The sequence below is a fragment of the Campylobacter concisus UNSWCS genome, from assembly GCF_000466685.1.
In the GTDB taxonomy this organism is placed as follows: Bacteria; Campylobacterota; Campylobacteria; order Campylobacterales; family Campylobacteraceae; genus Campylobacter_A; species Campylobacter_A concisus_A.
Genome location: NZ_ANNG01000004.1, coordinates 38192 through 63357, shown reverse-complemented (window position 1 = coordinate 63357; position 25166 = coordinate 38192). Strand labels below are relative to the sequence as shown.

At 39.1% G+C, this 25166-nt stretch carries 28 protein-coding genes and 1 pseudogene; 1 reads left to right on the top strand and 28 read right to left on the bottom strand.

Translation table 11 applies throughout. The annotated features are described in order from the left end of the window. The 27 genes and pseudogenes from UNSWCS_RS12305 to obgE all read right to left on the bottom strand — a co-directional run. A pseudogene (locus UNSWCS_RS12305) lies at window positions 1-181 on the bottom strand (cell surface protein); the annotation flags it as partial. Between the two features lie 12 nt (window positions 182-193). Then, complete coding sequence (locus tag UNSWCS_RS00825; RefSeq protein WP_021086887.1) at window positions 194-1327, bottom strand: Cj0814 family flagellar-dependent secreted protein; 1134 nt, start codon at window positions 1325-1327, stop codon at window positions 194-196. Between the two features lie 69 nt (window positions 1328-1396). Then, the gene (locus tag UNSWCS_RS00820) at window positions 1397-2500 is read right to left on the bottom strand and encodes a Cj0814 family flagellar-dependent secreted protein (RefSeq protein ID WP_021086882.1); all 1104 of its coding nucleotides are present in this window, start codon (window positions 2498-2500) and stop codon (window positions 1397-1399) included. Between the two features lie 137 nt (window positions 2501-2637). Next, window positions 2638-3396 carry a tRNA 2-thiocytidine biosynthesis TtcA family protein gene (locus tag UNSWCS_RS00815; RefSeq protein ID WP_021086886.1) on the bottom strand — a complete coding sequence of 253 codons (759 nt, stop codon included), beginning with the start codon at window positions 3394-3396 and terminating at the stop codon, window positions 2638-2640. Beyond that, window positions 3393-4076: a 5'-methylthioadenosine/adenosylhomocysteine nucleosidase gene (locus UNSWCS_RS00810; protein ID WP_021086881.1), complete on the bottom strand. Its 684-nt coding sequence runs from the start codon at window positions 4074-4076 to the stop codon at window positions 3393-3395. The genes UNSWCS_RS00815 and UNSWCS_RS00810 overlap by 4 nt, the downstream gene beginning before the upstream one ends. After that, window positions 4073-5002 carry an ACP S-malonyltransferase gene (gene fabD / locus UNSWCS_RS00805; protein ID WP_021086878.1) on the bottom strand — a complete coding sequence of 310 codons (930 nt, stop codon included), beginning with the start codon at window positions 5000-5002 and terminating at the stop codon, window positions 4073-4075. The genes UNSWCS_RS00810 and fabD overlap by 4 nt, the downstream gene beginning before the upstream one ends. Window positions 5003-5011: 9 nt before the next feature. Further along, entirely contained in the window at window positions 5012-5596 is a 585-nt protein-coding gene (locus UNSWCS_RS00800) for an FKBP-type peptidyl-prolyl cis-trans isomerase (protein WP_223154902.1), read from the bottom strand. Between the two features lie 55 nt (window positions 5597-5651). Further along, window positions 5652-6494 carry a tetratricopeptide repeat protein gene (locus UNSWCS_RS00795; RefSeq protein ID WP_021086867.1) on the bottom strand — a complete coding sequence of 281 codons (843 nt, stop codon included), beginning with the start codon at window positions 6492-6494 and terminating at the stop codon, window positions 5652-5654. Window positions 6495-6507: 13 nt separating this feature from the next. Next, window positions 6508-7014: an OmpA family protein gene (locus UNSWCS_RS00790; RefSeq protein ID WP_002939415.1), complete on the bottom strand. Its 507-nt coding sequence runs from the start codon at window positions 7012-7014 to the stop codon at window positions 6508-6510. Window positions 7015-7078: 64 nt separating this feature from the next. Then, the gene (tolB, locus tag UNSWCS_RS00785) at window positions 7079-8335 is read right to left on the bottom strand and encodes a Tol-Pal system protein TolB (protein ID WP_021086864.1); all 1257 of its coding nucleotides are present in this window, start codon (window positions 8333-8335) and stop codon (window positions 7079-7081) included. A gap of 25 nt (window positions 8336-8360) precedes the next feature. Then, a complete protein-coding gene (locus UNSWCS_RS00780; protein WP_021086874.1) occupies window positions 8361-9305 on the bottom strand; it encodes a TonB C-terminal domain-containing protein in 945 nt (314 codons plus the stop codon). A 1-nt stretch (window position 9306) separates the two neighbouring features. Next, the gene (locus UNSWCS_RS00775; protein ID WP_002939405.1) at window positions 9307-9705 is read right to left on the bottom strand and encodes a biopolymer transporter ExbD; all 399 of its coding nucleotides are present in this window, start codon (window positions 9703-9705) and stop codon (window positions 9307-9309) included. After that, window positions 9706-10290 carry a MotA/TolQ/ExbB proton channel family protein gene (locus UNSWCS_RS00770; protein WP_009294341.1) on the bottom strand — a complete coding sequence of 195 codons (585 nt, stop codon included), beginning with the start codon at window positions 10288-10290 and terminating at the stop codon, window positions 9706-9708. After that, the gene (gene atpC / locus UNSWCS_RS00765; protein WP_002939398.1) at window positions 10291-10680 is read right to left on the bottom strand and encodes an ATP synthase F1 subunit epsilon; all 390 of its coding nucleotides are present in this window, start codon (window positions 10678-10680) and stop codon (window positions 10291-10293) included. A gap of 18 nt (window positions 10681-10698) precedes the next feature. Further along, a complete protein-coding gene (atpD, locus tag UNSWCS_RS00760) occupies window positions 10699-12096 on the bottom strand; it encodes a F0F1 ATP synthase subunit beta (RefSeq protein ID WP_002939420.1) in 1398 nt (465 codons plus the stop codon). Between the two features lie 11 nt (window positions 12097-12107). Next, a complete protein-coding gene (atpG, locus tag UNSWCS_RS00755) occupies window positions 12108-12995 on the bottom strand; it encodes an ATP synthase F1 subunit gamma (protein WP_021086861.1) in 888 nt (295 codons plus the stop codon). A 9-nt stretch (window positions 12996-13004) separates the two neighbouring features. After that, complete coding sequence (gene atpA, locus UNSWCS_RS00750; protein ID WP_021086865.1) at window positions 13005-14522, bottom strand: F0F1 ATP synthase subunit alpha; 1518 nt, start codon at window positions 14520-14522, stop codon at window positions 13005-13007. A 14-nt stretch (window positions 14523-14536) separates the two neighbouring features. After that, entirely contained in the window at window positions 14537-15067 is a 531-nt protein-coding gene (locus UNSWCS_RS00745; protein WP_021086853.1) for a F0F1 ATP synthase subunit delta, read from the bottom strand. Next, a complete protein-coding gene (locus UNSWCS_RS00740) occupies window positions 15067-15579 on the bottom strand; it encodes a F0F1 ATP synthase subunit B (RefSeq protein WP_021086879.1) in 513 nt (170 codons plus the stop codon). The genes UNSWCS_RS00745 and UNSWCS_RS00740 overlap by 1 nt, the downstream gene beginning before the upstream one ends. A 9-nt stretch (window positions 15580-15588) precedes the next feature. Further along, complete coding sequence (locus UNSWCS_RS00735) at window positions 15589-16011, bottom strand: FoF1 ATP synthase subunit B' (protein ID WP_009294346.1); 423 nt, start codon at window positions 16009-16011, stop codon at window positions 15589-15591. Window positions 16012-16106: 95 nt separating this feature from the next. Next, on the bottom strand, window positions 16107-16967 hold the full coding sequence (locus UNSWCS_RS00730; RefSeq protein WP_021086870.1) for a ParB/RepB/Spo0J family partition protein: 861 nt from the start codon (window positions 16965-16967) through the stop codon (window positions 16107-16109). A gap of 15 nt (window positions 16968-16982) precedes the next feature. Next, on the bottom strand, window positions 16983-17765 hold the full coding sequence (locus tag UNSWCS_RS00725) for a ParA family protein (protein WP_002939402.1): 783 nt from the start codon (window positions 17763-17765) through the stop codon (window positions 16983-16985). After that, the gene (locus UNSWCS_RS00720) at window positions 17762-18397 is read right to left on the bottom strand and encodes a biotin--[acetyl-CoA-carboxylase] ligase (protein WP_021086856.1); all 636 of its coding nucleotides are present in this window, start codon (window positions 18395-18397) and stop codon (window positions 17762-17764) included. The genes UNSWCS_RS00725 and UNSWCS_RS00720 overlap by 4 nt, the downstream gene beginning before the upstream one ends. 1 nt (window position 18398) lies before the next feature. After that, window positions 18399-19187 (bottom strand): bifunctional hydroxymethylpyrimidine kinase/phosphomethylpyrimidine kinase, encoded by a 789-nt coding sequence (thiD, locus tag UNSWCS_RS00715; protein ID WP_021086868.1) that lies wholly within the window; start codon window positions 19185-19187, stop codon window positions 18399-18401. A gap of 24 nt (window positions 19188-19211) precedes the next feature. After that, window positions 19212-20117, bottom strand: coding sequence for a methionyl-tRNA formyltransferase (gene fmt / locus UNSWCS_RS00710; protein WP_021086885.1), 906 nt, complete (start codon window positions 20115-20117; stop codon window positions 19212-19214). A gap of 16 nt (window positions 20118-20133) precedes the next feature. After that, window positions 20134-20469 carry a GDP-mannose dehydrogenase gene (locus UNSWCS_RS00705; RefSeq protein ID WP_035143312.1) on the bottom strand — a complete coding sequence of 112 codons (336 nt, stop codon included), beginning with the start codon at window positions 20467-20469 and terminating at the stop codon, window positions 20134-20136. Between the two features lie 23 nt (window positions 20470-20492). Then, window positions 20493-21551: a GTPase ObgE gene (obgE, locus tag UNSWCS_RS00700; RefSeq protein ID WP_021086876.1), complete on the bottom strand. Its 1059-nt coding sequence runs from the start codon at window positions 21549-21551 to the stop codon at window positions 20493-20495. 175 nt (window positions 21552-21726) lie between these two features. On the opposite strand from obgE, the gene polA reads away from it, so the two are divergent. After that, the gene (gene polA / locus UNSWCS_RS00695) at window positions 21727-24363 is read left to right on the top strand and encodes a DNA polymerase I (protein ID WP_021086872.1); all 2637 of its coding nucleotides are present in this window, start codon (window positions 21727-21729) and stop codon (window positions 24361-24363) included. A gap of 88 nt (window positions 24364-24451) precedes the next feature. On the opposite strand, the gene UNSWCS_RS00690 is transcribed toward polA, so the two are convergent. Beyond that, window positions 24452-24886, bottom strand: a complete 435-nt coding sequence (locus tag UNSWCS_RS00690; RefSeq protein ID WP_021086883.1) for a DUF2809 domain-containing protein — start codon at window positions 24884-24886, stop codon at window positions 24452-24454. Between the last annotated feature and the right edge of the window lie 280 nt (window positions 24887-25166).

The following is a 25166-nucleotide window of genomic DNA, read 5'->3' as shown; positions in this document are numbered from 1 at the left end:
CAATAAATTCTTTTACATTATCAGTCCAGGGTCTAAACATATACTTTGAGTAATCAAATTTCTCTTCGCTGACGCTTTTGTCTTTCTTGCCTTCTTTGGCTATATTTTCTGTTGCATTTTCTTTTTGGATAGTAGTTTCTTGTATCGATGTGTTGCTAAGTCCGTTTATGCTAGTTATCATTTCAACTCCCCCCTACGCCTTTATATCAACATCTCTTTTTATACCAAGCATATCTACTAGATATTTTCCAGCTGGGTTTTCATTTAGCTCTTTTACTAAATTTAAAGGTGGCATACTAAATTTCAAAAAGCTATCCATAAAGTCTTTACTCTTTTTACCATCTTTATCTATCTCACCAAAGAGTAGCTTTAACATTTTTAGATTATGCTCCATCATCTTTTTAAATGATAGTTCGTCTTCTTGGTCGCTAAATTTATCAAAGTTTTGTCTGTGTCTTACATAATCTTGCATATAATCAGGCAGCATAGAGACAGCACCATCATCTGCTTTTGAGAAATTTACCCCATAAGCCATTTGCCACATAGCGTTAAAGGCGTTAAATGACCTTTGAAATTCCTTTGTGTTGATGTTTTTATCATAGCCGCCATATTTTCCTATCGCAGTGGTTTCGCCCTCGTATATGTCTAGGTTGTGATTTAGCACGCCAGCTATAAGACCGCCTTTGGTTACGGAGCCATCTTTGTTTGTGTATTTCTCTCCGTGTGGATCCATAAATATACCAATGACCGTGTTTTCTTTACCGCCATTTGCGTTGTTAAAGATGTATGTTACATTTTTTGGATGTATCTGCTTGTCTGCCGCAATAGACAAAGAGCCATTATAAAAGAGCGTGCTTATGGTCTTTGTTGGCGTATGCACAAAGCTATCTTCTACCGCAGAATACTCACTAGCACTAGCATATCTTTTATCTACTTGCAGGCTTTGACGATCATAAGAAAAGCCTTGAGGGAAATTTCTTATATCTTCTGCGCTAAAGCTGTCCTTTGAGCTTAGTGTATCTTCGCCAACCACTTGAGCTAGTAATCTATAAGCGTTGCCAACAGTTTTAGCTATATCTATGTTTTTAAAATTCTTGATGTCTGGATCAATTATATCGTTTGATCTGACTAATGACTCCAGCGTGCTTGAGTGAATTTTATAGTCACTTGGGATGCCGGCTTGCTTATTAAACTCATCTGTAAAGTAGCCATCCTTATCTACCTTGTAGCCTAAAACTTCTGAGCTTGTTTGTTTAGTGGCAACTTTGGTTGATACCTTTATGTTCTGTTCTAAATTTAAGGTGTAGCTACCAAGTGCTTTTATCATCTAATATCCTTTTAGCTTCATGCTAAAGATATCGTCTTTTTTGTGAAAAGATTTACCTAGTAAATTTAGCTACTTTTGCCTGCCTAAAGCGTAAATTTGACTTAGCTCGTTAAAAGCTAAATTTATATTATCTTCGCTTGGCTTTAGGGTGCTGTTTTTTAGTAGCTCAAGCACTAAATTTTTAAAATTTTCTCTATCTTCTGCTAGCTTTTTAAGAGTAGCCACATCGCTCAAGCTTTTGTTTCTATGGTCTTTGGTCTGGGCAGCAATAAAAGCGTTATTTAGCAAGACTTCAGGCTTTAGCGCAGTCTCTCCGCCTTCTAGGATCGCAGGGCTTTCTGACTTTAAAAAGCTAATAAACAAAGCCTCTTTTTTGTAACCAGGCTCCGTTTTATAGTAAGAGAGGTCTGGGCTAAAGCCACCAGTGTTTTCCTGCTCTAAATTTGCAAAATTTAGCTTTTTGAGGTTCGTTTTTATGCCTAGCTTTGATAGATCTTCGCTTAAATTTGATGCGAGCTTCATCTCATCCTCGCTACTAAAGATGTTCGTCACGACCTCATTTTTGCGACTATTTAAAAAATCAATATTTGATCTATCGCTTAAATCTGCGTTAAAATCAATGCCTTTCATACCTTGCGAGATGTAGCCTTTTGGCAGGCTTGCTAGGTCGCTATCTGTAAAACTATCTTTGTTTAAACTCTTGCCCATTATCTGAGAAAAGATAGCGTAATACTGACCTATCGTGTCTGCAATGTCGATATTTTCAAAGACGTCATTGTCAAAAAGCTTGCCGCTTGCGTTGCTGTAAAGGACGCTATTTATGTTATTTTGCTTTGTTGCGAAGTTTAGAAATTCTTTCAACGTGCTTTTGTGAAGCTTAAAGTCCTGTGGCAAGTTGGCTGCTTTATTAAAACTAGCGTCCATAAAGCCAGCATTGTCGCTTTGATAAGCTAGCTCGTTTTTATCTTTAAATTTCACGCTATAAATGCTTTGCTGTGTATCTTTTGTAAGCTCAAGTCTTTGTAAATTTTGTGCAATGTCTTTTGTTTTTTCATTATTTGCAAGAGCGTTTTGAAATTTGACACTTTCAGACTGCTCTTTTTGAAGTTTCCTTGCTTTTGCCTCAGTAGCTACTGAGCTATACTTTTGCGTGCTAACACTAAAAATGCTCATTTACGATCCTTGCTTATCAAATTTATATTTAGTAAGCAAGGAGTGTTCCTACTTCAAAATGAGTTTTTACTTTTTGGATGTGTTGTAATAAATTTGGTTGTAAATTTAGCTTTAAGGGCAGAAACGAAGAGTTAAATTTACTCTTCACTGCCTTCGTTGATACCAAAAAATGTATCTGTGTGGATATTTTCAAATGCTGCTTTAAGCGATGTAAAGAGCTTTGGATTTTCTTTTTCCAAATTTGCCAAAAGCTGCTTGGTTTCAAATCTAGCGTGCGGCATCTTCACGTCAAACCTCATCGCAGGACACGCCTCATCGCCAACAACTCTTAGCTCATTTTTGATCGCATTTTCGCGAAGTTGTCTTTCGCGCACAAAGATAAATGGCCTGATCACGACGATGCCATTTTTTGCTCTGTATTTTGGAGCAAGCGTCCTTAGCGCGCCATTGTATGTAAAATTCATAAAAAAGCTCTCCGCCGCGTCATCCAAGTGGTGAGCGATCGCAAGCTTGTTAAAGCCGTGCTTTAGCGCGTAGGTGTAGAGATACCCTCTTCTCATGCGCGAGAAAAAGCTGCAAAAACTAGAATTTTTGCGGATCTTCTCCTTTGATATCTCAAATATCGAGCTATCGATCACCTCGTGCTCTATGCCATGCTCGTTGCAGTGCTTGGTAAGATATGCGTAGTCTTCGCCCATGCCGTAGCTTAGCGTCACCGCCTTAAACTCAAATTTCTCAGGCGTGACATTTTGGATGTGCTTTAGCACGTGAGCGAGTGCGAGGCTGTCTTTGCCGCCGCTAAGGCCGAGCAAGATCTTATCTCCGCCCTCTATCATCTTGTATCTAGCGTTTGTCTGACCAACTTGCCTAAGCAGTCTCTTGCTAAGCTCTATCATAAGCTCTCCACCATTTCTAGGATAAATTTAGCGCTGACATTTGCTGAGTCTTGTAAGAATTTATCAAAGTCAAACTCAGCCTCATTGCCAGCTCCGTCGCTGATGGCTCTAAGGATGAAAAATGGCACGCCAAGCGTCTCGCAAACTAGCGCAACGCTCGCACCTTCCATCTCGGTAGCACTCGCGTTAAATATATTTTTGATCCACTCTTTTTTCTCGTTGTCGCAGATGAACTGATCGCCAGTTGCGATGATACCTGAATTTAAGCTCATGCCCTTTTTGCTAGCGACATTTTTAGCTAGCTCATTTAGATTTTCATCGCTTTTTACAAATATGCTAGTCCCTGGCACAAAGCCGTATGGATGTCCAAAAGCCGTGATGTCAAGGTCGTGCTGCACAAGGCTAGTGGCATATAGCATATCGCCTATCTTTAAGCTCTCATCAAGTGAGCCCGCAACGCCTGTAAAAAGCAGCTTTGAAGCCTTAAATTTCTCTATCATCAAGGTCGCAGTGATCGCTGCATTTACCTTGCCGATCTTTGAGTAGGCGATGACTAGGTCTTTGCCTTTGTAGTTTGCTTCATAAAATTTATTATTTGCATATTCGGTAGTTTTATACTCGCCAACCATCTCAAGGATCGGCGTTATCTCCTCTTGCATCGCTCCAAGTATCGCTATCATCTCTCCTCCAAAATCTTCACAACCTCTTCAAGGCTCGCCATGTCAGTGACGCTATATGTCGGTTTTTCAGTGATCTTTTTGTTTATGCCTTTTAGTGTCGCAGCACCTAGCTCGATAAAGCAATCAACCTCGTTTTCGTAGTTTTTGATGCTTTGCTTGTAGCAAACAGGCTTTGTAAGCTGCTCTTTTAAAAGCACTAGCGCTTCGTTTTTATCAGTGTAAATTTTTGCATTTACGTTTGAAACGACTGGGGTAAAACTCTCAGCCAAAACGCCCTCAAGCTCGTTTGCTAGCCTAACGCTAGCTGGCTCAAGTATCGGGCAGTGGCTAGCTACTGACATATTTAAAAGCATCGCTCTTTTTGCACCTGCTTCTTTAAATTTTGCCTCGTATTTAGCAAGGTCAGCCCTCACGCCAGCCACAACTATCTGACCATCGCAGTTGTAGTTTGCAGCGTAAATTTGCAAGCCCTCATTCTGTGCGTTTTTGCAAATCCCCTCAACAACTTCATCGCTAAGTCCAAGCACCACCATCATGCCAGCATCTTTGCCAATGCAGGCTTCTTGCATAAATTTACCACGTAAATTTACAAGTCTAATCGCTTCAACAAAGCTAAATGCGCCACTAACCGCAAGAGCTGTAAATTCTCCTAGCGAGTGACCTAAGCTAAACTCTGGCTTAGCTTTTATGCGCTCGCTAAAAGCTAGATAGCTCATAAGCGAGTTTAAAACGATGGCAGGCTGAGTAAATTCTGTCTTATCTAGCTTGTCATTTTGAGTAAATAAAAGCTCTTCAAAGTCAATGCCTGTGTCGTTGCAAGCGTCATTTAATAGAAGTTTTGCCGAAGAGAAATTTTCATAAAAGTCTTTCCCCATGCCAACACTTTGCGAGCCTTGACCCGCAAAAATAAAAGCAAATTTCTTCATTTTGGCTTCTTAATGGTGGTGATGTCCGTGACCACCGCAACCGCAACCACCTTCGCCATGTCCGTGACCACCGCAGCACTCGTGCTCGTGATCATGATCATGTCCTCCACAACCGCAAGTGTGAGCGCCTGCTACCATGCCAGTTGCTTTTTCATCTTCAGTTGCGTCTCTAACTTCTAAAATTTCAACATTAAATAGCAAGTCTTTGCCAGCGTATGGGTGGTTAAAATCAACTGTTACTTCGTCATCTTTGATCTCTTTAACGATGACACGAACGCTTGAGCCATCTTCATTTTGACCAAAAAGCTCCATACCTTCATGTAGGTCTATACCAGCAAATTGCTCTTTTGGAAGTGACTGGATTGCATCTTTATTGTATTCGCCACAACCCTCAGCAGCTTTAATGTTTATAGTAGCCTTGTCGCCTGATTTTAATTTGCTAACTTCTTCTTCAAGCTTTTCTATAATATGGCCATGTCCTGTAATAAAAGAAATTTGACCACCTTCTTGCATATTTGACTCTAAAATTTCGCCAGTATTAGCGTCTTTTAGCTCATAAAACATTGTTATAACTTGATCTTTACTCACAATAATCTCCTTGGAATTTAATTTTGATTAATGTGAGATTATATCTAAAAAAGAGTAAATTTTAGTTTCTGTTAGGAGCGGCTTTGGCTTCTTTGCTATCTGGATAGCCTACTTTTAAAGCCTTATAAAACCTGTTGGCACTTTGAGTATCACCGATCTTATCAAAGCTTATAGCTGTGTGATACAAAAGTTTTGGAGTGTAGTCAGCTTTATCTTCACTTTGTATACTTTTTTTATAGTATTGTATGGCTGTACTGTATGATTTTTGACTATAAGCAACTTCACCTAGATAATAATTTGAAGCACCAGTTTTATAGCCTTTTTTATTTAAATATTCAAAATATTCAGCTGCTTCTGTGCTATTGCCAGAATTTAAAAGTTTAATGCCATCAGCTAAAACATCTTTGTCGCTTTTGCCACTAAAATTTGAAGTTGGCTTATTTTGTTGTTTTGGATTTGCATTTTGCTTTGGTTGAGCAGCATTTTTATCCATTATTGCACCTAATTTATTTAAGGCTGCAGTAATATTTTTATAGTTTTTATCTTGTATATCTCTAGTCTCATCAACATAAGCTTTTAATGATGTCAAACTTACACCAGAATCGCTTATACCGCCATTGACTTTGGTTTCGATATCGTTCATTCTTTGCTCAAGCTTGTTCATCCTAGCACTCATGCTCTCGATCAAGCTTTGCAAACCTTGAAGTTGTTCTGAAACATTATCCATGTTTTCTTCAATATTTTGAACGCTTCTTTTGTTGCTTAGAGTTGCCTTTTCATCATCTGTTAGTCCGTATGGATTTGCGCTATCCATATTACCTGCGTCAAATGCTGAAACTTCTTGAGCTGAACCTATAGAGAAAGCGGCTCCAAGAAGAGCCGCAATGATTATTTTTTTATTCATTATTACTTACAGATTAAGGAAGTACTTTGAAATCTGCACGTCTGTTTTGAGCGTCGCAAGCTTTTGTTTTGTCTGTACAAACTGGGTTGCTTTCGCCAAAGCTTACTACAGCGATTCTATCAGCGCTAACGCCATTTCTTACAAGAGCGTCTTTAGCACTTTTAGCACGTTTTAGACCAAGAGCATAGTTATACTCATCTGTACCCCACTCGTCGCAGTTACCTTCTACTTTTATAGAAAGAGCTTGAGCGTCAGCTTGGTTAAATACTGATGCATTTGAGCTAACAACACCTTGTTGGTCAGCTTTGATATTAAATTTATCAAAGTCAAAGTATACACTTTTAACTTGGCTCTCGATGTTAGCGATAAGAGCTGCTAATCTATCAGCATCACTCATGCTACCTGAGTTATCTGCAGATTGATTTGAATTTGCATTCATATCAACTTCAGGGTTTTTAGAGCTACAACCGCTCAACAATAAAGTTGCAACTGCAACACTTGCTAGAACTACTTTTTTCATTCCTTATCCTTTTTGAAAAATTTGGTCGAATTATAACATATTTTTTTTAAATATTACCATAATATTACCAATCAATAGATTGAATTTTACCTACTTTTAGTGGAAATTGGAAACTTCTGTTCTCATTTAATCTAACAACGCCAAGCGAGCTTTGACCGCCAAGTTCTTTGATAAAAACAACACTTTGACCATCACTTGAAAATCTTGGATAGTTATTTTTACCATTTGCTGTAAGCTGGCGAATAAAATCTGTTTGAGTTGAGATTAGATAGATATTAAAGCCACCACTAGCCTCTCTGCTTGAATAAACTACATAGTTTTCAAAAGTGCTTACTGAGTTGTTGTTTTTGCCATGAAATACCATTTGCTCAACACTTCCGCCTGAAGTTGCAGGTGTTGCAAAGATGTTTGGATATCCAAGTCTATCTGAGACAAAAACTATTCTGCTGTCATTATCTACGAAATTTCCATTTACATCAATGCCTGGATAGTTTGTGATCTGAGTTAATTTTTTGCTACCTGTATTATAGATGAAAATATCTGGCTGATCTTTTGGAGCCATAGTTAATAGAATTTTACTTCCATCTTTACTAACATCAGATGCTATAAGCATACCCATACTATCTATTATCTTTGTTTTAGTGCCTGAATTTAGATCATATCTAAACAAAGTCGGCTTATTATTTACATAAGATGTATAGTAAAATTTACTCTGATCAGCGCCTGCCCACTTAGGGAAGATATTTAGACCGCCACTTACTATTGTCTTTTGATACGTAAGTGTGTAATCAGCTACTATAATAGAGCTTTGGCGAGCTGAAGTGTATTTTGCTAGGATGATAAATTTCTCCATCCAGCCAACTGGTGGTAAATTTAGCTCATTTGTTAGCTCAACTATACTCTTGTGTGCCAAAAACGGATACTTTGCGCCATCAGGCATGTTATATACTCTCTCATACCTTGTAGTTGCAGTTTTTGCATCGATGAGTTTTACTCTTAAAGTAAGAGGTGAGCCCATAGAACCTTCAAGAGCATATCTAAAGATAAGCTCAACACCTTTGTCGCTCATTGTATTTGTAGCTGCTGTTCCCTCGTAGGTTGAAGGCACGTGATCTTCGATAACCTCAAAGTCTGAGCTAACTTTCAAGTCGCCTAGCATGATCTTAAAGAATTTATCTTTAAAGCCAGCATCACTAACGGCTGTAGTTGCATCTTGCAAAGCTATCTTTGGCAAAGCAACACCTTGGTTTATAACAGATATCGTTGCATCAGCAGCATAAAGCCCTAGAGCAACGCACAAAAAAAGAAAAATTTTCTTCATCTCTACTCCGTAAATTTATAAATTTTTAGTTTATTTTATCTTCTAAATTTAAATTAAAAGTAGTACTTTTGTCTGGATTAAATGGAAATTTCTCTGCAGTAAGCTTTTCCAAGCACTCTTTTACCTTTGCATTAAACTCTTCATTATATGATAGCTCTAAAATTTCATAGCTAAAATTTCCACTCTGATCTATCATGACTTTTACTTTGGCAAGGTTTGCAGAGTCAGCTTTATAGCTTTGCCATCTTCTTTGAATTTGCTTTGTTATAGCACCCATCAATGGATCATAAGTGCCAGTCATTTGTGACTTTGGTGCAGTTGGGTTTTGATCTATTTTTAGGCTCTTTATAATATCGCTAGCCTCTTTTGCAGCTTTTGAGCTAGAAGCCTCGCTTTTTTTGCGGCTTTGCACTTTATTTTCAGCCTTTTTTATACCATCATCTTTTTTAAGTTTAGTCGAGTCTATATCACTAAAGAGATCTTTTATATTTGGCTCTTTTGGTTTTGGCTTTTCAACTGGCTTTGGCGTAGGTTTAGGCTCAGGCTTTGGCTCTGGCTTGACATCCTCTTTAGGCTCTTCACTAGGTTTTGGGATTTCAGGCTTTGGCGTAGGTTTAGGCTCAGGCTTTGGCTCTTCTTTTGGAGGAGTTGGCAAGCTTGGGGTTGGTAATGGCTCATCTGGCACAACAGGTTTATTTGTAGTCTCTTGTTTATCTTCTTCTGACTCTTTTTTAGGTTCTGGTTTTGTCTCTTTTACGACCTCTTTTGCTTGTTTTGGCGCTTTTATGGTTTGATCAACTTCTCTATCAACCATAACTACGTCCATAATAGCATCTTTGTCATCGGTATATTTTTTAGGAGGTTCGCTAAAAAAAGTAAGCTTTATAAACAAAGCAAGCACAATGATAATGTAAATGCAAAACGCTACAAAAAACGAACTAAGCGTTGGAAATTTAACTTTATTAGGCATCTTAACCGTTTGTCTCTAAAGCTACTTTATTAAAACCAGCACCTTTTAAAGTCTTTAATACAAACATAACATCATCGTATTTTAAATTTTTATCAGCCTTTATGTATATAGGCGAGGTTTTGTCATATTTTGCACTCATTAGTGCAATGTTATCTGGAAGTTCAGCAAGGCTCATTGTACTTTGATCTATTCTAACTTGTCCTTGTGCATTTATAGACACTATAAGATCTTTTTGTTTAGACGTAGATGTTTTTGCCTTTGAGCCATCTGGCAATGTTATATCTTCTTGATATGTTATAGTTGGCATTGTAACCATTAAAATAGCCAACAAAACAAGCATGATGTCAACAAGAGGCGTTATGTTTAACTCTGGTGTTTCGTCGTCAAATTTAAGAGCCATCTATAACGTCTCGTCATCTTTTTTAAGTGCTATCATAACGTCAGCTTGACGCTCGATAACGCTCATTAATTCGTAAGCTTTTCTTTTTATAAGCAAGTTAAATGTATATGCTGGGATCGCAACAAAAATTCCGCATCCAGTAGCGACAAGCGCTTCAGAGATAGCTGGGGCTATAACTCCAAGAGATGAGCCTGCACCATTTCCTAGCTGTGAAAATGTCTCCAAGATAGATACGACTGTTCCAAAAAGACCGATAAATGGAGAAGTAGAAGCTATTACACTAAGCCATGTAAGCCCACTTGTAGCATTTTTTTCGGCAATGCTTATGCAAACATTTAGCTTTTCTTTCGAAATTCTACCACTTGCACACTTCTTTAAAGATGAGTCATTTGGTATATTTTTCGCGCCCATAAGCAATGCTTCAAGCGCATTTTGCTCGCGTTTTTGCCAAGCCCCTATGCCAGCCATTCTTGAAAAAAGAATTGTAAAACTAACTATAAAATATATTGACAACCAAGTTAAAACTATAATTGTAATAAAACTACTTCTTTGAATGTAATTTAAAAATATATCTATTCCGCCCACTTATCTTGCTCTCACTACATTTTCCATTTTTGATATAGTTGCTGCAAAAGCATTTGTATCACTGCTCATACTCTCTATCAAATTTCTAGCAGCTTCTAATGAATTTGCAAGCTCGCTTTCACTATTGCCAGAGACATAGACCGCACCGTCAGCTAGTATAACTACTTTGCCCTCATCGATCTTTGCATAGCCCCAGTTAATAGCAACTACATCATGCTTTTTATGCTTATCTTCTATATCTATAATACCTGCTTTTAAAAGAGATATTAATGAGGCGTGGTTTGGCAAAACACCAAACTCACCCTCGCTACCTGGAAGCACTACACTACTCACGTCATCATTAAATATCTGACCTTGAGGAGTTACGATCTCTAAATGTAATTTATCCATTACGCTTCCTTTTTAAATTTAAGCCTTAAGTTTCTCAGCTTTAGCTAAAGCCTCATCTATATTTCCGACCATATAAAATGCTGCTTCTGGCAAATGATCATATTTACCTTCTAAAATTCCCTTAAAGCCAGCGATATTTTCGTCAAGACTTACATACTTACCAGGGCTACCTGTAAATACTTCAGCAACGAAGAATGGCTGAGATAAGAATCTCTCTATCTTTCTTGCTCTATCAACTGTTAGCTTATCTTCTTCGCTAAGCTCGTCCATACCAAGGATAGCGATGATATCTTGAAGGTCTTTATATTTTTGAAGCACAGCTTGAACGCCGCGAGCTACTTTATAGTGATCTGCTCCTAAAATTTGAGGATCGAGCATTCTTGATGTTGAATCAAGTGGATCAACAGCTGGATAGATACCTTTTTCTGCGATCGATCTGTTAAGAACTGTCGTAGCATCAAGGTGAGCGAAAACAGTTGCAGGAGCTGGGTCTGTAAGGTCGTCAGCTGGAACATAAACAGCTTGAACAGAGGTAATCGAACCTTTTTTGGTTGATGTGATCCTCTCTTGGAATTTACCCATCTCACTTGCAAGAGTTGGCTGATAACCAACAGCTGACGGGATACGTCCAAGTAGAGCTGACATCTCTGCACCTGATTGAGAAAAACGGAAGATGTTATCAATAAACATCAAAACGTCAAGTCCCATCTCATCACGGAAGTACTCAGCCATTGTAAGACCAGTTAGCGCGATACGGTTTCTTGCTCCTGGTGGCTCGTTCATTTGGCCGTAGCACAAGGCAACTTTATCCAAAACGTTACTTTCTTTCATTTCGTGATAAAGGTCATTTCCTTCACGAGTTCTCTCACCAACGCCTGCAAATACAGAGTAACCGCTATGTTTAAACGCAACGTTGTGGATAAGCTCCATAATAATAACCGTTTTACCAACACCAGCACCACCAAATAGACCAACTTTACCACCCTTGGCATAAGGAGCTAGAAGATCAACTACCTTGATACCAGTTTCAAAAATTTCACTTTTCGTGCTTTGCTCTTCAAATGGAGGAGGATCGCGGTGGATAGACCAGTGTTTATCAAAATTTATACCCTCGCCCTCGTCGATCAAATCACCAACTACGTTAAAAATTCTACCCAAAACTTTTTCGCCAACTGGCACACTTATAGGTGCACCAAGCGCTTTAGCCTCTAAGCCACGAGTCAGACCCTCACTCATATCCATAGCGATCGTTCTAACTCTATTATCACCTAGGTGAGCAGCAACTTCTAATATTAGTTTATGTTTCTTGCCCTCAACCTCAAAGAAAACTTCGATAGCTTCATTGATCTTCGGCAAGTAGTCATTAAAGTCAACATCGACCACAGGGCCCATAACTTGACTAATAACACCCTTCATTCATACTCCTTTTATTTCATTGATTCAACACCACTGATGATCTCGATAAGCTCAGTGGTAATAGACTCTTGTCTTGCTTTATTGTAAGCAAGATTTAACTGTTTGACGCGTTGTTTAGCATTGTTTGTTGCATTATCCATAGCTTGCATTCTAGCGCTGTGCTCAGCTGCCAAAGAGTCAACTAAAGCATAATACATACTATACTCAAAATATTTATTGAGCAATTCATCCATAATCTTAGTATAGTTGTCCTCTGGCTCAAATTCCATCAAAGAATTTGTCTCAACCGCAACTATCTTAGACGGCTCAATAGGCACAATATCATTTACTCTGATCTCTTGAGAAATCATATTTTTATAGCCATTGTGTATTAGCACAACCTTATCTGTTATGCCGTTTGTAAAGTCATCAATAGCATCTTTTATGATCTTTTGAGCTTTTTCATATGTAGGTGATGAGCTAGCCCCGACATAAGTCTCAAGTAGTTCAACGCCTTGGAAATTGAAAAATTCTATGCCTTTTTTACCAACAGCTCTTAGTCTAACTTTGATCTTTTTGGCTTTTAGCTCATCGATCATGCGTCTAACTGTCTTTATGGTTTGGACGTTAAAGCCACCGCAAAGTCCTTTATCAGCTGTCACAAATATAATATCAACTTTCTCAACACTCTTTTCAGTGTTAAAAAATTTGCTCTCAGTCATAACTGAAGCGTATTGATTGATCTTATAAGCTATCTCTGATAAAACCTCGTTGATCTTAAGTGCATAAACCCTAGAGTAGCGTGCAGCTTCTTCAGCTTTGCGAAGCTTTGCTGTTGAGACAAGCTTCATTGCACGCGTCGTCTTTTGAGTGTTCTGGACGCTCTTGATCTTTCGTTTTATATCTTTTAAATTTGACATATCTTAGCCCTAGTTAGCGGCAAAAGTCGCTTTAAAATCTTTCAACGCTTTATGTAAAATTTCTTCTACTTCTTTATCAAGAACCTTTTTAGTTCTGATCTGCTCAAAAATTTCAGGGTATTTTGCCTCGATATATGGATATAGCTCTGCTTCAAATTTTGTTACATTTGCAGTCGCAATGTCATCTAAATAACCCTTAGCACCAGCAAATATAATAACTACTTGATTCTCAACTGGAAGCGGAGAATATGGAGGTTGTTTTAGTACTTCAACCATCTTTTGACCACGCTCTAGTTGTTTTCTTGAGCTCTCGTCAAGGTCGCTTGCAAACTGAGCAAAGGCTTGTAGTTCGCGGTACTGAGCAAGGTCTAGTCTTAACGTACCAGAAACTTGTTTGATAGCTTTGATCTGAGCTGCACCACCGACACGAGATACAGAAAGACCAACGTTGATCGCTGGGCGGATACCTGAGTTAAATAGGTCACTCTCAAGGAAAATTTGACCATCTGTAATAGAAATAACGTTTGTTGGAATATAAGCTGAAACGTCACCTGCTTGAGTTTCGATGATAGGCAGAGCTGTCAAAGATCCAGCACCTAGCGCGTCATTTAGCTTACTTGCTCTTTCTAAAAGTCTTGAGTGAAGGTAGAAAACGTCACCAGGATAAGCTTCACGACCCGGTGGTCTTCTTAAGATCAAAGACATCTCACGGTAAGCAACCGCATGTTTTGATAAGTCATCATAGATGATTAGCGCGTGGCGAGAGTTATCTCTAAAGTATTCGCCCATTGTTACGCCAGCGTATGGGGCAAGGTATTGAAGCGCAGCTGCGTCACTAGCTCCAGCATTTACAACTATTGTATAGTCCATAGCGCCATATTCTTCAAGTTTTTTAACGACTTGAGCAACGGTTGATTGTTTTTGACCGATAGCTACGTAGATACAAATGACATCTTGACCTTTTTGGTTAATGATAGTATCGATAGCAACTGTTGTTTTACCAGTTTGGCGGTCGCCGATGATCAGCTCTCTTTGGCCTCTACCGATTGGCACAAGTGCGTCGATAGCTTTGATACCTGTTTGAAGTGGCTCATGAACGCTTTTTCTAGCCATGATACCTTTTGCTTTTTCTTCGACGAAGCGAGATTCAGTAGCTTCGATTGGACCTTTTGCATCGATTGGCTCACCGAGTGAATTTACAACACGGCCGATCAATGCGTCGCCAACTGGCACACGTAGAAGTTTTTTAAGTCTTTTTACAGAGCTTCCTTCTGTAATACCGCTAGTTTTTCCAAGGATAACTATACCAACACTGCTCTCTTCAAGGTTAAGAGCCATACCCTTTTCGCCGCTTTCAAACTCTACCATCTCACCAGCCATAACGTTTTTCAAACCATAAACGTTAGCAACGCCATCAGCGACTGAGATGACTTTACCGGTCTCTTCTACATCAACACTTAAATCAAAATTTTCGATACGCTCTTTGATTATCGTGCTAATTTCGTCAGCTTTAATTTTTGCACTCACGCTTTCACTCCTTTTTAAATTGCTTTTAATATATATTCACTCATTTGACTTTTTAGTCTGTCGATAGAGAAATTTACCTCGACACCTAAATCATCTAACTCAACTTTTACACCGTTGTAATCGCTCTTTGAACCATCAAGCTTGATCTTAGAGTTAAATTTCTTAGAGAAATTCTCTTCCAAAGCTTTTAGCTGCTCAGCGCTTAGATCAAAATTTCCAATGACCTCGCCGCGATATGTATTTTCAAGCAAAGATTGCTCTATCTTCATCTCGTTTAAGATCGCTGGGATAAGCTCTAGTCTTTTGTTTGCACCAAGAAGCTTTATAAAATTTGCAAATTTAGTATCTTGATTTTTAACCAAAGATAGTACAAATTCAACCTTTTGTGAAGCCTTTAGTGTTGGCAAACTTATAATGCTTTTAAATTTATCGCTAGCAAAAGCAGCAGCTAGCTCTGATAAATTTTCAACAAATGCATTAAGTTCATTGGATTTTACGTCGCTTAAGATCGCCTTTACGTATTTTTTAGCTACTACTTCATTCATTAGCTAACCTTTTTAAGTATGATATTTACAAGCTCTTTTTGATCGACTTTTAGGCTATCACTTGAGAAAATGTCGCTCAAAATTTCATTTACAACGCCCTTTGTCATCTTGCGCTCTTCAAATTCTTTTTGCTCTTTGTAGCCTTTTTCGATATTTGCGATATCGTTTTGAGCCTCTTTTTTAACTTTGGCAGCTAAATTTACAGCCTCTTTTTTCGCAGTCTCGATTAGAGCATTTGCATTTTGCTTAGCCTCTTCTACACGCTTTAAAACGTCATCTTTTTTAGCTTTTGACTCACGAAGCTTCTCTTGGATACTCTCAAGCTTATTTGCGATCCTGTCGATCCTGCTTTGATAAAGAGCTTTTAGTGGCTTAGCAGCAAAATAGACCAAAATAGCAAAGAAAAGTAAGAAGTTTAGCGTTCTCTCGACTATGTCGTAGTTTGTTTCACCATGCTCGCTAGCGTATGCTAGAAATGGAAGTGCTAGAAAAAATAAAATTTTTATCTTCATAAATTTCCTTTAAATTTTAGAGAGCTTAGCGTTTAAAGCTGCTCTAAGCTCAGGTAGTTTAGCTGATAGATCTGCCTTTAGGCTATCTTTTTGAGAGCTTAAAGCGTTTAAAAACTCATTATAATCAGCCTCTAAACTACTTTTTACCGCATTTATCTCTTTTAAAGACTCTTCTTTTGCCAAATTTAAGGCTTCTTGTCTTATTTTGTTAGCCTCGGATCTTGCATTTTGTATGATCTCTTCGATCTCTTTTTCATGAACGCTTAAGTCGCTTGCATTTTTGCTAGTGCTCTCTTCGTCATTTTTTATAGAGGCATTTCTGTCATCTATAAATTTAAGCATTGGCTTGTATAGCAAAGGATTTAAAATGGCGATCAAGACAAAGAGAACGATAGCCGTTAAAAGCATCAATGGCACATCTATTTCTAACATCCACTCTCCTTATTTTGTTATTAAGTTTTATTTAATATTCAAATCAAAGTCTGATTTTACAATAAATTACTAAAAATAAAAATAAATTTGTAATTCTATTTTAGCTTAGCGATAAATTCTTCTACCTGCGAAATATCGCTAAATTCTAATATTAAATTTTTAGATTTTACTTTTGTTTTTATCTTCAAATTTTTAAAAATTTCTTGTAAATTTGATAATTTTTTGCTCATCTCCTCTGAAATTTGAGGCTTTGGCTCTTTTACTTCTTCTTTATTTTTTATCTTTTTTACTAAAATTTCTGTATCTCTAACACTTAGCTTTTGCCCAATGATCGTATCAACGACCATTCTTTCTTCTTCGCTACTAAGTCCTACGATGACTTTAGCGTGACCTTGCGTGAGCTTGTCTTCTTGTAAAAGTCTTTGCGTGTAGTCGCTAAGTAGCAAAAGTCTCATCGTATTTGTTATCTGAGTTCTGCTCTTGTGGATAATGTTTGCTAGGCCATCTTGCGTGATCTTATACTCGTTTATAAGCTCTTTATATGACTTTGCAAGTTCGATTGGATTTAAATTTTCACGTTGTATGTTTTCGATAAGCGCAAGCTCTCTTAAATTTTGAGACTTGATATCAGCGATGATCGCCTTTATCTTGCTTGCTCCGAGCATCTTTGTGGCGCGGTATCTACGCTCACCAGCTATTAGCATATAGCCGTCATCTTTTTTGATGACGATTATTGGTTGTATTAGTCCGTGCCTTTTGATGCTGGCACTTAGCTCTTTTAAAGCCTCTTCGTCAAAATGCGTCCTTGGCTGGTAAGGGTTTGGTAAAATTTTATCTATATTTATCTCTTCGACTATCTCAGAGTCGTTTAAATTTGCGATCTCTTTGCTGTAGGCCTGCTCTACATCTTCAAGTATCGCGCTAAGTCCGCGCCCTAATCCACCTTTTTTCGCCATTTTTTTCCTTATTTTTTAGTTTAAAATACAATATGCCAAATTTTGATATGCGATCGAGCCTGGTGATTTTATATCATAAAGTATCACCGGCTTGCCAAAACTTGGGCTTTCTGCAAGTTTTACATTTCTTGGAACGACTACAAATTCCTCTTTACCGTCCTTGCTCTTAAAGAGCTTATTTTCAAAATGCTGCTTTAAATTTGCAATAGTCTCTTTTGAGAGATTATTTTGCGAGCTAAACATAGTCGGCAAAAAGCCCTTTATATTTAGCTTTGGATTTATCGTTTTTTTGATGATCTTGACTGTGTTTAGGATCTGCGCCAAGCCCTCAAGTGCGTAAAATTCGCACTGGATCGGGATGATCACACTATCGCTTGCGCTAAGAGCATTTATCGTGATGCTGCCAAGTGCCGGAGGACTATCGATGATGATAAAATCATAGTCATCTACAACTTCTGAAATTTTGTTTTTAAGGATTAGTTTATAGTCTTTGCTTTGATCGTTAAATTCTTGCTCGATGCCGACAAGTCCGATGTTTGACGGAGCTAGAAAAAGCGTTGGGATCTCAGTTTTTAGCACGATTTGTGAGAGTTTTTTCCTATCTGTTAAGACATGGTAGATGTTAAACTCGTAGTCGCTTCTGCTAAAACCAAGTCCGGTCGTCGCATTTGCCTGCGGATCGATGTCTATTAATAATACTTTTTTCTCAGCAACCGCCAGTGATGCGGCTAAATTTACGGCCGTTGTGGTCTTGCCAACGCCGCCTTTTTGGTTAGCTATTGTTATTATCTCGCTCATCTTAAAGAATATACCTTTTCCCCGTTTAATAATATCGCTCCATCCTCGCAAATTTCAGCATCCTGAAGCGAAACAGCTCTATTTGCAATATGCGTAATAAAACTTTTTGACTTGCAAAAGTCTATCCTAAATTTGCTAAAAATTGGCTTCCATAAAATCTTTTTATCAAGCATGCTAACAAAGCCCCAAACTAGCTCATCTACGCTAGCTTTTATGTCTAAAATGCCCGCATTTTCGGGCGCACTAGCTAAATTTATCCCCATGCCACAAATGTAAATTTCATCCACTTTATTTGTCAAAGTGCCACCTATTTTACGCTCGTCCACGTAAAAATCATTTGGCCATTTTAGCCAGCACTTTGAGCCAAGCTCACTCAAGACTTCACGCATCAACATAGAAAAATATATCGAGATCGAGGGCGGAGGTATGTCGCTTGGCAGCTCATCTTCGCTTACACAAAATGACATAAATAAATTTCCACCAAGCCCCTCCCAGCTGTTGCCGCGGCTGCCGACCCCTTTTGTTTGATTGTATGCCACGACCATGTGCGGTGGCTTTATCTCGCCGTTTTTTAGGACGTCTATCAAAAATTCCTGCGTCGAAGGCAGACTTTGGATAAACTCAACCTTCAAATCACACCTTAAATTTATAAAAGTGATTTACCGGATTTTGTCCGCCGCCGATAATAACTGCGTTTTTGATAGCGTTAAAGATATAATCATGCGCTTTTTTCACGCTCTCTTTTAAACTATGTCCATTTGCTAAATTTGATGCGATCGCGCTTGATAGCGAACAGCCTGAGCCGTGTGTCGCAGTCGTATTTATGCGCTCGTCGCTAAAGATTTCATACTCGCTGCCATCATAAAATATATCAAGCGACTTGCCTTCTATCTCGCCACATTTTAGATAGACGCTCTTTGTGCCAAATTTCAAAAGCTCCTTGCAAGCCTCTTTCAGCTCGCTCTCGCCCTTTAGCTCACGCTTTAAAATTTCACGTGCTTCAAAGATATTTGGCGTGATCACGCTTGCAAGTGGAAAAAGCTCCTCCACGATCGCGTCTTTTGCAGCGCCCTCTAGCCAGATGTCGCCATTTTTACAGCTCATGACTGGGTCAAGCACGACTGGCGGTAAATTTTTGATCTCTCTTAGCGTTTTTGCGACGCTTTTGATGATCTCAACGCTTGGGACGACGCCTATTTTTATCACATCAACTCTTATATCATCAAATATCGCCTTGATCTGATCCTCGATGAGCTTGGTCTCAACTAGCTGCATGCCAAATATGCCCTTTGTATTTTGAGCAGTGACCGCCGTGATCGCTCCCATCGCATATACGCCGTGTGCTATAAAGACCTTTATATCAGCTAAAACCCCAGCTCCGCCGCTTGGATCAACACCTGCTATACTTAGCGCATTTTTCATATTTTCTCCTATTAAATTTGATTATTACTCTATCTTGTCGCCAACACTAAGACGCTTACCATTTATATATGCTTTTGCGTTTGTTGGCTTTTTACTTGGCTCTTGAAGCTCGTAAATTTTGACCGCTCCGCCCTTACAAGCAACCACAACGTGATCTTTTTCTACGCTTAAAATTTCTCCACTTTTGCCACTTTTTTCGCTTAGCTCAAGCGATAAAATTTTTAGCCCACTTGCTAAATAAAGCCCCGGCCAAGGTGTGAGCGCACGAAATTTATTATAAATTTGCCCCGCCTCTTCATCAAAGCTAAAAAGTCCGTCGCTCTTGCTTATCTTTTTGCAGTGCGTAGCCTTGCTCTCATCTTGCTTTTGTGGCTTTAAATTTTCAAAATTTTTAAGCACTTTTACGATGAGCTCACCACCAAGCTCGCCTAGCTCACTAAAAAGCTCGCTTGACATCTTGCTCTCGCAAGGTGTGTAGATGAAATCCAGCATATCGCCAGTGTCAAGACCAGCGTCCATTAGCATAGCTGTGACACCAGTTTGCTTCTCGCCTGCTAGGATCGCGCTTTGAATGGGGCTTGCACCTCTATATTTTGGCAAGATCGAAGCGTGTAAATTTATACAGGTGGCGACGTCAAGCACACTTTGTGGCAAAATTTTGCCATAAGCTGCCACCACGATAAAATCAGGTTCAAATACCTTTAGCTCGGCAACCACCGCCTCATCTTTTAGCGTATGTGGAGTAAAGACTGGCACGCCATTTAGCTCATTTTGAGCGTAAATTTTGACCTCACTTGGGGTTAAAATTTGCTTTCTGCCAACTGGCTTATCAGGCTGGGTAAAGACCGCTTTTATATTAAAGCCAGCTTCTTTTAGGTGCCTAAGTATCCTAACAGCATAATCAGGCGTCCCCATAAAAACTACATTCATCACTTTCCTTTAAATTTCAACGACTTTTATTTTGATCTGCGTTTTGCCTGCTTGGCGGCCAAGAGGCGCATGGATCTTTCTGCCAGCTAATCTTTTGAAATACTAAATTTCTTAGCTCATTAACGCTAACTTTGCCACTACGATCAAGATCCAGCCTTTTAAATTCATCACTAGTGCATAGATCTGGCGCTATTTTTAGTTCAGATGGCGCCTTACATGCTCTCCACTCATCTAAATTTAGCATGCCGTCGCGATCTATGTCATTAAAATCTAAAAACATATATGCTGGATCCGCTGGATCACAGCTATATGCACCAAGACAAAATAGCATAATGCAAAAAACTTTCTTCATTTTATCTTCTTAATTTTTTAAGTTTAAAGCTCTTTTTTTAGCAGCTCAAGCAGTGCAAATTTAAGCTCATCGATGTTCTCGTTTGCCGCTGATGAGACCCGCAAAACAAAGTATGGCTTTTTCGCGTCAAAGCTGTATAGGTCTTGCTTATAGACAAATTTACCAACTTGATTTGGTTCTAAATTTATGCTTTTCATAAATTCTTTTATATTTTCATCTAAATTTTCAGCCGCATCGACTCTGGTGATCGCGATAGCATAGTCCCTGCTGGCAAGCACATTTGAAAATTTAGCGACCTCTTCTTTTAGCACGCTAAACTGCTCGCTCATGCTTCTGTAATTTGCACTATCTATCATAAAAAGCAAAATTTTATTTCTCTCGATATGCTTTAAAAACTGCACGCCAAGGCCGCGTCCGTCGCTAGCGCCCTCGATGATACCAGGGATGTCAGCCATGACAAAGCCGCTAAACTGATCGACCTCGACAAGTCCGAGCTTTGGCGTAAGCGTGGTAAATTCATAGTTTGCGATCTGTGGTTTGGCGTTTGAGACGGCTGAAATTAGGGTTGATTTGCCAACATTTGGAAAGCCAACAAGGCCCACGTCAGCGATTAGCTTTAGCTCGAGCCTGACCTCTACGCTCTCTTCTGGCATGCCCTTTTGAGCATACTCTGGGGCTTGGTTGATAGAGTTTTTAAAGTGGAAATTTCCAAGTCCGCCCTTGCCACCTTTTAAAAATAGCGTCCTTTGCCCCTCTTCTACCATGTCACAAAGCAGCTCATTACTCTGCGCATCATAGACCGCCGTTCCTGGTGGCACGATGAGCTCTAAGCTCTCGCCCTTTTTACCAGTCATTCTTTTGCCCATGCCAGCCTCGCCGTCGCTTGCTCTCATCGCCTTTTTGCCCTTGTAGTTTGCTAGTGTGTGGGTGTTGTTATCGCAGACAAAATATACATCACCGCCGTCACCGCCGTCACCGCCGTCTGGACCGCCTAAAATAACATGCTTTTCGCGGCGAAAGCTTACTGCACCAGCTCCGCCATGGCCTGAGCTTAGGGTTAATTTCACGCTATCTATAAACATTTTTTACCTTAAATTTATCTATTATTTAGTTTGAATTTTAGGCGAGATTATATCTTTTAAATGATTAAAATTTGTTTTGCGTTTAAAATCTCACTTTGTTTTTAGCATCTTATAAATTTAGAAAATCAGCCAAATTTTTGCCTAAATTTCATAAAATGGCGCAAAAGGATAGAGAATGAAAACACTTACGATTATTGATACTTTTGGCTTCTTTTTTAGGCTTTACTACGCTATGAGCGGGCTTAAAAACAGAGATGGCAAACCAAGTGGCATGATAAGTGGCTTTGCAAATTTCATAGCAAGCCTAAAAGATGAGTACCAAAGCGACTACCTCATCTTCGCACTTGATAGCAAGGGCAAGACCTTGCGCCATGAAATTTTGGGCGAATATAAAGCAAACAGAAGCGAGCCACCAGCACAGCTAAAAGAGCAGCTGCCAGTTTGTATAGATATGATAGAAAAAATGGGGCTTTACAGCCTTAGCCGCGAGGGCTACGAGGCTGATGATATCATCGCAAGTGCGGTTAAAATTTGCAAAGATAAAGATATATTTGTGCGAATAGTCACGCACGATAAAGACCTTTACCAGCTCATAGAAGACGGCAAAGTGAGCATCTACAGCCCACAAAGCAAGATCGACCACGATAGTGCTAGCTGCTTTGAAAAGTATGGCGTCTATCCAGCGCAAGTGAGGGACTTTTTAGCGATCGCAGGAGATAGCTCAGATAACATCCCAGGCGTCAAAGGTATCGGCGCAGTAGGAGCTAAGAAGCTTTTGGCCGAGTATGGCAACTTAGAGGGAATTTATGAAAATTTAGCCCTTGTTAGAAACGAGCGCACCAAAAATATGCTTGCAGCCGCAAAAGACGAGGCGTTTTTGAGCAAAAAACTAGCCACGCTCTTTGATGACGCTATAACTTCGCTTGATCTTGAGCACTCTAAATTTCCAGAGCAAAATCCTCTGATAAACATCTCAGAAATTTTACAAGAGTACGATCTAAACAGGCTTCTTAAGAGCTTACAAAAAGAGGAAAATGCTGAATTTAAGCTTGGCTTTAGAGCAAATTTACTACTTGATGAGGCAAGCATCGAAAAACTGCTCTCTAGTGTTACGCCAGAGACTATCGTCGCCTTTGACACCGAGACCACGAGCGTTGATAGCAAGAGCGCAAAGATCGTTGGTTTTAGCTTTTGCTTTAACGACGAGGACGCATACTACGTGCCAGTAGCTCACAACTACCTAGGCGCGCCAAAGCAAATAGACCTAAAATTTGCCACTTGGGCGGTAGGGCAGATTTATAAAGGCTACGTGATCGGACAAAATTTAAAATATGACTTTGAGATCGTGAAAAACAACCTTGGGCTCAACCCTCCAGCAAATTTTAAAGATACGATGATACTTGCTTGGCTTAGCGATCCAAACTCGAGCGTTGGCATGGACGCGCTAGCAAAGAGGCTCTATGACTACGACACGATCAAATTTGAAGATGTGGTCAAAAAGGGGCAGACTTTTGGCGATGTGCCGCTAGAAAATGCCGCTAAATACGCGAGCGAGGATGCTTGGATAACGCTTAAATTTTATAAAACTTTTCAAAATACGCTTGATAAAAATTTACTGACCCTTGCCGACACACACGAGTTTCCTTTTATCCTTACGCTCTTTGACATGGAGCAAAATGGCATCAAGATAAATGAAGCCAAAATGCAAAAGCTCATCCTTGAAAACGACACCAAACTAAAGGCGCTAACAAGTGAAATTTACGAGCTAAGCGGCGAAAATTTTAATATAAACTCAGTAAAACAGCTTGGTGTCATACTTTTTGAGCATCTAAAACTTCCAAGCAAAAAGAAGACAAAAACAGGATATAGCACCGATGAGAGCGTGCTAGCTGAGCTCGTAGACGCCCACCCAGTGATAGAGAAAATTTTGGCTTACAGAGAGCTATATAAACTGCAAAGCACCTACTGCGAGCCACTTTTAGCGCTTGCGAAAAAGGATGAGGGCTCACGAATTTACACGAGTTTTTTGCAAACTGGCACGAGCACTGGCAGGCTTTCAAGCAAAAATCCAAATTTACAAAATATCCCAGCTCGCGGCAGTCTCGCAAAAGATGTCAGAGAGTGCTTTGAGGCGCGCGAAGGATATAGCTTTGTGGGGCTTGACTACAGCCAGATCGAGCTTAGGCTGCTAGCTCACTTTAGCCGTGATCCTGCGCTGCTTGAGGCGTTTAAAAATGACGAGGATATCCACGCAAGGACGGCTATTAGCATATTTGGTAGCAGCGACGGACAAAATAGAGCCGTGGCAAAGAGTATAAATTTTGGCCTAATTTACGGCATGGGCTCAAGCAAACTGGCAAATCAAGTAAATATCACAAGAGCCGAGGCAAAAGAGTATATAGAGCGCTATTTTAAGGCGTTTGAGACGATCAAAGAGTTTTTAGAGAGCATAAAAATTTCAGCCAAAAACGACGGCTTTGTGCAGACACTACTTGGCAGAAGGCGTTACTTTGACTTTAAAAGCGCTACGCCTATGCAAATAGCTATGTTTGAGCGCGAGGCGGTAAATACGGTCTTTCAAGGCTCAGCGGCAGATCTAGTTAAGATGGCGATGGTAAAAGTTAGAGCAAATTTAGATGAAAACGCAAAAATGTTGCTTCAGATCCACGACGAGCTGATCTTTGAAGTAAAAGACGAATTTGCGCAGGAATTTGGCAGGGCAACGCAAAAGACGATGGAGGAAATTTACACGTTAAATGTGCCACTTAAAACATCGCTAAATATCGCGAAAAACTGGGGCGAGTTAAAATAGAGCAAATTTTGGCTAGCTCGTTTAAATTTGATCGAGCTAGTCAAATTTGATTTTAAAATAAAAAGCATATATGAATAGGTATCTAAATTTACCAAGCTTTGCTTTTTTGCATAGATAAATTTTCAAACAGAAAAGCTAAAATGCAGCCAGCCAAGTAACAAATAATGTCCGTCCAGTCAAAGGTCCCACCAAAAATTATCCGTAATATTGAGCTTTTCACACCTAAAATTTCAAGAATTTTGAGGTATTGCGCGGCTTCTATAAAAAGCGAAATGACAAAGACGCAAATGGCTAAATTTATAGGAGCCACCCTAAATACAGCTCGCCCAAACGCATAAAGCATCGCAGTAGCTAACACATCGCCAATATAATGTCTTATAAAACCACCTTTAATAAAAATCGCAATATAAATTTCCATCACCAAAACAATAATGCCGATCACCGACCAGACTACTCTTTTATTTTGGCTAAATCTGCTTTTGTTTATAGATAAAGGTATCGCTTCTTTAGTATTTTCTCTCAAATTTATCCCTTTAAATTTATCTCGTGGATTTTAACACAGATGATAGCGCCTCGCAACTTTTTACAAGCATATAAAAAACTTAAATTTTTATATTAATAATTTTTAAAAATAAAGCATGAAAAATTTAGATTTTATAGTTTATACAAAGTAAAATTTATAAATTTATAAAGAGTGGCGATGATACAAAAAAAATAGACCAAGATGACCTATCAACAAGCTTTTAACTAATGCAAAACTCTCGCTTTTGTCAAATTAATCTTAAAATATAAGTTTAATCTCA